Source organism: Pseudonocardia sulfidoxydans NBRC 16205 (assembly GCF_007989085.1).
Lineage (GTDB): Bacteria > Actinomycetota > Actinomycetes > Mycobacteriales > Pseudonocardiaceae > Pseudonocardia > Pseudonocardia sulfidoxydans.
Genome location: NZ_BJVJ01000135.1, coordinates 1 through 7,628, shown reverse-complemented (window position 1 = coordinate 7,628; position 7,628 = coordinate 1). Strand labels below are relative to the sequence as shown.

The window sequence follows — 7,628 nt, the reverse complement described above, 5'->3', positions numbered from 1 at the left end:
CGGCGGCGGAGGTGTTCACGGCCCGGACGGTGGTTGCCCTGGCCGCAGTGGCCGACGGGCGGGCGGCCGACGGGGTATCGGGTCCCGAGGCGGTGTCGGGGTCGGGGTTGTGGCCGATCGCCGCAGCTCAGGTTGGGCAGCCGGGGTTCGGGTCGTTCACCCAGTGGTTCGTGTTCACCACACCGTCCGATCTGGCCGAGGAACGGCTGGGCCGGGTGCTGGGCCGGGTGGCGGCGCATCATCCGGCGCTGTCCGGTCGCCTGGTGAACCGCTGGTTCGCGGTCGACGACGTCGCAGTGGCGGGCGCCGACCTCGTGGCCGCGGAACGGCTGCGGGTCGACCGGTCCGGTGCGGGCCTGGCGCGGGTCGACGAGCTGGTGGCGGAGCTGTCGGGATCGCTGGATCTCGAGGCCGGCGTGCTGTGGCGGGCGGTCTTCTTCCCTGAGCAGCGACGGCTGCTGTGGGTGATCCACCACCTGGTGGTGGACGGGGTGTCGTGGCGGATCCTGGGCGACGACCTGGCGGCGGCCTGGGCGCTGGAGATCGGTGGCTCCGCGGAGCTGCTGCCGGTCGGGACGGGGCTGCCGGCGTGGTCGGTGGCGTCCGCCGCGCGCGCGGCGGACGCGGACGTGGCGGCGCAGACGGGCTACTGGTCGCAGATCATGGCGGCGGGGGAGCCGCTGCTGGGGTCCCGCCCGTTGGACCCGGCGCAGGACACCCACGGGTCGGCGCGCCGCTTCGAGGTGACTCTGCCCGCGGACGTGACGCGTGCGGTGCTGTCGGCCGTTCCGGCGGCCCTGTCCGCCGAGGTCAACGATGTCCTGCTGGGGGCGTTGGCCGTGGCAGTCGGGGCGTGGCGCGGCGGTGGGCACCGTCGTGTCGTCGTGGGCCTGGAGGGCCACGGCCGCGAGGAGACGCTGGTCCCCGGCAGTGATCTGTCGCGGACGGTGGGGTGGTTCACCTCGTGGTTCCCGGTCGCGCTGGACACCGTGGACGTCGATCCGGTGGTCGCCGTGACCGATGCGGCCGCCGCGGCGGAGGCGGTGTTGCGGATCAAGGAGCAGGTGCGTGCGGTGCCGTTCCGGGGGATCGGGTACGGGCTGTTGCATCCCGATGGTCCGGTGGGCCACCGGCCGCAGATCGGGTTCAACTACCTCGGCCGGTTCGGCGCCGTCGAGGGCGCCGACTGGGTGAGCGCACCGGAGCACCCCGGGCTCAGGGCGCATCTTCCCGCCGACCGCCCGCTGCCCGCGCTGATCGATGTCAACGCGGCCGTCGTGGGCGCCGGCCAGGGGGCCGAGCTGGTGGCCACCTTCGAGATCGCCGCCTCGGCGATCGCGGAGGACGATGCCCGGGCCATCGCGGACCTCTGGCTCCGCGCGCTGTCGACCTTGCGGGACTTCTCCGAGGGCGCACGGATCGTGCGCCGATCGCCGTCCGACCTGACGGCGCGGGGCGTGACCCAGGCCGACATCGACGGGTGGGAGGACCGCTTCGGCGCGCTCACCGACGTGCAGCCGGTGACCCCGCTGCAGGAGGGCATCGCCGTCGAGTCCCTCGTCGGCGGCTCCGGCGGCCCTGCGGGCGACATCGACGTCTACGTCACCCAGACGATACTGGAGCTCGACGCCGGCGAGCTCGATCCCGAGCGGCTCCGGCGCGCGTTCGCGATCGTCCTCGACCGGTACCCCACCCTGCGCACCGCGATCGTCCCGACCGCCGGCGGCGAGCTCGTCGCCGTCGTGCCCGCCGCGGTGACCGTGCCGTTCTCGGTCGACGACTCCGGTGACCCCGCCGCCGCGCGGCGCGTCGCGGACCGTGACCGGGCCGCCTCGTTCGACCTGGCGACGGGCCCCCTGCTGCGGGTGAGCCTCGTCCGGACCGGACCGCGAACGCACACCGCGGTGCTCACCCTGCACCACGTGCTGGCGGACGGCTGGTCCGTGCCGCGCCTCGTGCAGGCCCTGGTCGAGGCCTACCGGACCCGGACGGCGTCCGCCCCCGACCTCGTGCACCGGGACTTCCTGCAGTGGCTGGGCGCCCGGGACCAGCCCGCCTCGGTGGCCCGCTGGACGCGGGCGCTGGCGGGCGTCGAGGAACCCACCCTGGTCGCGCCCGGTGCGCGGTCAGGAGCCACGACGTTCCCCGACGAGCAGTTGTTCGAGATCGACGCGGACCTGACGGCTGCGCTCCACCGGGCCGCACGCCGGGCCGGCGCGACACTGAGCACCCTCGTGCAGGCCTCCTGGGGCGTCGTGCTGAACGCGCTCACGGGGCAGGACACCGTCGTCTTCGGCGCCATCGTCTCCGGCAGGCCCGCCGAGGTCGACGGCGTCGAGGACGCCGTCGGCCTGTTCCTCAACACCGTTCCCACTCCTGTGGCCCTCGGCGCGAACCCGACGCTCGGCGAGCTGGTCCGGCAGGTCCAGGACCACAACACCGGCCTGCTCGAGCACCATCACGTGCCGCTCACCGAGCTGCACCGCGCCACCGGACACAATCCGCTCTTCGACACGATCGTCGTCTACGAGAACTACCCGTTCGACGAGATCGGCCGGGCCGCGGAGCCGGACGCGCTCGCCGTCACCGGCATCGAGATCCGTGACTCGACCCACTACCCGCTGGCCCTCGCTGTGCTGCCCACGGCCGACCGCATCGGGTTCCGGCTCACGTCCCGGCCCGACGTGCTCGACGCGGCCGTGGTCTCCCGCGTCGTCATCCTGCTCCGCCAGGTCCTGCAGACCCTGGGCGCGGACGCGGACACCCGCATCGCCGACCTGGACGTCGGCGGGGTGGACGCCGCGCCCGCACCCGTCGCCGGCCCGACCGGGACCGTCGACTCCCTCCTGCGGGAGCAGGCCGCGACGAACCCGGACGCGGTGGCGGTCCTCAGCGGCGACGACGGCGACGACCTCACACACGGCGGCGGCCGCCTCACCCACGCCCAGCTCGACGCCCGGATCGACGCCGTGGCCGCGCTGCTCGTCGAGCGGGGGATCGGCGCGGGGGACCGCGTCGCCGTGCTCCTACCGCGGTCGATCGAGCAGGTCGTCGTCCTGGCCGCGATCCTGCGCACGGGGGCCGCGTACGTCCCGGTCGACCCCGGCCACCCGGCGGAGCGGATCGCGCGGATCGTCGAGGAGTCCGGCGCGGCGCTCGTCGTCGCGGAGTCGCCCTCGGCCCACGGTTCGGACGACACGGCCACGCTTCTCCTCGACGACGTGCGGTCCGCGAAGGCGGTGTCATCGGCAGAGGCGGTGTCCTTCGCGCCCGCGCGGCCCGTCGCGGCGGACGACACCGCGTGCGTCCTGTTCACGTCGGGCACGACCGGCGTCCCCAAGGGTGTCGCCCTCTCGCACCGCGCCCTGGTGAACCGGCTCGCCTGGGGCCGTGAGGTGCTCGGGTACGGGCCTGCGTCGGTCGCGGTCGCGAAGAGCGGCCTCGGGTTCGTGGACGCCGTGACCGAGCTGTTCGGCCCGCTCGTCGCGGGCGCCCCGGTCGTGGTCCTGCCCGACCGGATCGCCGCCGACCCGGCGGCGCTGCTCGAGGCGATCGCCCGCCACGAGGTCACCCACCTGCTCACCGTGCCGTCGCTGGCCGCCGCCCTGGCGGACTCCGACACGGTCGGTGCGCTCCCTGCGCTGCGGTCCTGGGTCTCCTCGGGCGAGGCGCTCACCGCGACCACGGCCGAGCGGATGCGCCGGATCGCGCCCTCCGCCGTCCTCCGGAACTTCTACGGTTCCACCGAGGTCACCGGGGACGCCACGCTCGCGGAGGTACCGGCGGTGCCTGCCGGCGCGATCCCGCTCGGCGTCCCGCCGGCCGGGGTGGCCGTGCGGATTCTGGACCGCTGGCTGCGGCCGGTGGCCCCCGGTGTGGTGGGGGAGCTCTACGTCGGCGGCGTGCAGATCGCGGACGGGTACGTCGGCCGGTTCGGACTGACCGCGGAGCGGTTCGTCGCCGACCCGTCCGGGTCGGGCGCGCGCCTGTACCGCACCGGGGACGTGGTCCGCTGGACCGGCGACGGCCTGCTGGAGTACCTCGGCCGGGTCGACGACCAGGTGAAGATCCGCGGGGTCCGGGTCGAGCCCGACGAGGTTCGCGCGGTGCTCGAGCAGCATCCCGCGGTGGCGGGCGCCGTCGTGCTCGCCCTCGACCATCCCGCCGGGGGGAAGTACCTGGCTGCATACGTGACCGGTGCGCCCGACCTCGCCGACCTGCGCGGGTTCGCGGCGTCGCAGCTGCCGGACCACATGGTCCCGACGACGGTCACGAGGATCGACGCGTTCCCCGTCACGGTGAACGGAAAGCTCGACCGGGCGGCACTGCCCGTCCCCGACCTCGGCGCGCCGGCCGGTGGCCGGGCACCCGCCACGGACACGGAGGCCACGCTCGCGGACGTGTTCCGGGACGTGCTGGCGCTGGGCCCTGACGGCGATGGCGGGGGCCTGTCGGTCGACGACGACTTCTTCCGCCTCGGCGGCCACTCCCTGCTCGCGACGCGGGTGGTGGCGCGGGCGAACGCCGCGCTGGGCAGCGCACTCACGCTCCGCGACGTGTTCGACCATCCGACCGTCGCCGCGCTCGCGCGCGTCGTGGGGGACTCCGCTGTGCCGGGGCCGCTGCCCCGGGTGGGATCGATCGAGCGTCCCACGGACGTCACGGCCCTGCCCGTCTCCTACGGCCAGCAGGCGCTCTGGCTCATCGACCGGCTGGGGGGCCCGGGCTCCCGCTACGTCGTCCCGGTCGTGATGCGCCTGACCGGGGACGTCGACGAGGCCGCCTTCGGCGCCGCGCTCCGCGACGTGCTCGCCCGCCACGAGGCGCTCCGCACGCTGCTCGTCGAGGACGAGGGGCGGCTGCACCAGCGAATCCTGCCGGCCGAGCACGCCGCCGAGAACCTTCTGCTGCACACCGAGGACGTCACCGCCCTCGACGCGACCGGTGTGGACGCACGGATCACCGATCTGGTGCAGGGCCCGTTCGACCTGGCCCGGGACCTTCCGGTCCGCGCCACGATCCTCCGGACGGCCGCCGCGGAGCGCGTGGTCGTGCTGGCCGTGCACCATCACGCCGTCGACGAGTGGTCGCTCCGTTCGCTGCTCGGTGACCTCTCGACGGCCTACGCGTCGCGCGCCGCGGGGCGCGCGCCGGACTGGGCGCCGCTCGCCGTGCAGTACGCGGACTACGCGCTCTGGCAGCGCCGGGCGCTCGGCGACGCCGCGGATCCGGACTCCGCGCTCGCCGGCCACCTGCGCTACTGGCGGGACGCACTGGCGGACGCCCCGGCGGAGTCGACGATCGCGACGGACCGGGGCCGGCCCGCGCAGCCGAGCCACCGCGGCGCCGACGTGGCGTTCACCGTGGACGACGACACCGTAGACCGGTTGCGCCGGCTCTCGGACGAGACCGGCGCCACGATGTTCATGATCGCCCAGGCTGCCGCCGCGGTGACGGTGTCGATGCTCGGCGGTGCCGACGACGTGGTCCTCGGCTCCCCGGTCGGGGGCCGCACGGCCGACGGCCTGGAGGACGTGGTCGGCTACTTCGTCACGACCCTCCCGATCCGGCACCGGCTGGGCCGCGCCGACACCCTCGCCGACGTGCTGGCCGCGGCCCGGCGGACGATCCTCGACGGGCTCGCCCACCAGGACGCTCCGTTCGAGCAGGTGGTGGCGGCGGTCGGCGCGGAGCGCTCCGCGCACCGCAACCCGCTGTTCCAGGTCATGCTCACCCATCACATCGGCGCGCAGACCCAGGGACTGGTCCTCGACGGCGTCGACGTCGAGCCGCGCCCGGCCGCGCTGGGTGCCGCGAAGGTCGACCTCGACCTCGCCCTGCAGGAGACGCCCGCGGGCGTCACCGGGTTCCTCACCTACGCCACCGACCTGTTCGACCCGCCTGCGGCGGAGCGGTTCGTGGCCGTCTTCCGCGCCGCGCTGCGTGCCATCGCGACGAGGCCGAACGCGCGGATCGCCGATCTCGCCCTGCTCCCCGACATCGACGGGCCCGTCGTGGGGCCCCCGCTCGCCATCGAGGCGGAGGTGCTCGACACCACGCTCGACGCACTGCTCAGGGCGCAGGCCGCGGTCACCCCGGAGGCCGTCGCGGTGGTGGCCGCCGACGGGGCGGAGCTGACCTACGCGGAGGTCGACGCGCGGGTGAACGCGCTCGCACACGTCCTCGTCGACGCCGGGATCCGGACCGGCGACCGGGTCGCCGTGCTGGTGGCGCGCCACGAGCGGCAGGTCGTCACCCTCGCGGCCGTGCTCCGCGCGGGCGCGGCCTATGTGCCGATCGACCCGGGGTACCCGACCGAGCGGATCGGCTACATCCTGCAGGACGCCGTCCCGAGCGTCGTGATCGCCGACGCGGCGAGCGCGTCCGCGCACGCCGCGGCGCTGAAGGAGTCCGGTGCGCCGCTGGTGGATCCGGCCGCGGCCGATGGCGCGGAGAGCACCGGGGCCCCGGCCCTCACGCGTCCGCCGGCTCCCGGCGACCCGGCGTACGTGATCTTCACATCGGGCACGACGGGGCGCCCCAAGGGCGTCGTGGTCTCCCACCGCGCGATCGTGAACCTGGTTCGGTGGCGGCAGAGCACGTTCCCGCTCGACGCCGGCGACCGGGTGCTGCAGAAGTCGTCGGTCGGCTTCGACGTCTCCGTGCCGGAGTTCTTCTGGCCGCTCGCGGTGGGCGCCGCCGTCCGCATGATCCCTGCCGACGCGGAGAAGGACCCCGGATACCTCGCAGACCTGCTGCGTGCCGAGACCTTCGGGTACGCCGACTTCCTGCCGAGCGTCGTGCGCGCGCTCGCCGACGACGGTGTCGACCTGGCGTCCTTCCAGGTCCGCTACGCCTCGGTGGGCAGCGAGAGCGTGCCGGTGTCGGTCGCGCGTGCGCTGCGTGCGCCGGGCCGCGCGGTCTGGAACCTGTACGGCCCGACCGAGGCGACGGTCGAGACCGTCGGTTACGACCTCGCCGGGCTGTCCGACGGTGCGTCGTCCACCCCGATCGGCGGTCCGCTCGCGAACACCACCGTCGCGGTCCTGGACGGGTGGCTGCGTCCGGTCGCGCCGGGCGTCGCGGGAGAGCTGTACCTCGGTGGCGCGCAGCTCGCGGACTCCTACGTGGGCCGGTCGGGAGCGACGGCGGAGCGGTTCGTCGCCGACCCGTCCGGGTCGGGCGGGCGCCTCTACCGGACCGGCGACGTGGTGCGCTGGACCGCCGACGGTCAGCTCGACTACCTCGGCCGGGCCGACGACCAGGTGAAGGTGCGCGGCTTCCGGATCGAGCCGGACGAGGTCCGCGCGGTGCTGGAGCAGCATCCGGCGGTGTCGGGTGCCGCGGTGCTCGCCCTCGACCATCCGGCAGGCGGAAAGTTCCTGGCCGCCTACGTGACCGCGGCCGACGGTGCAGTCGACGGCGGGCTGTCCGCAGAGGCCGTCCGGGAGTTCGCGGCATCGGTGCTGCCGGACTACATGGTGCCGACGACCGTCACGCGCCTCGAGGCGTTCCCCGTCACGGCCAGCGGCAAGCTGGACCGGGCGGCGCTGCCGGCTCCTGACCTGGGTGCCGGATCCGGCGGGCGGGAGCCCCGCACGGACACCGAGGTCGCCCTCGTCGAGGTG

Annotated in this window: 1 protein-coding gene; it reads left to right on the top strand. The window is 74.9% G+C overall.

Features of this window, described 5'->3' with window-relative positions; all coding sequences use genetic code 11:
• Positions 1-47 precede the first annotated feature (47 nt).
• A partial coding sequence (locus tag PSU4_RS30120) for a non-ribosomal peptide synthetase (RefSeq protein ID WP_186817267.1) occupies positions 48-7,628 on the top strand: 7,581 nt, incomplete at its 3' end.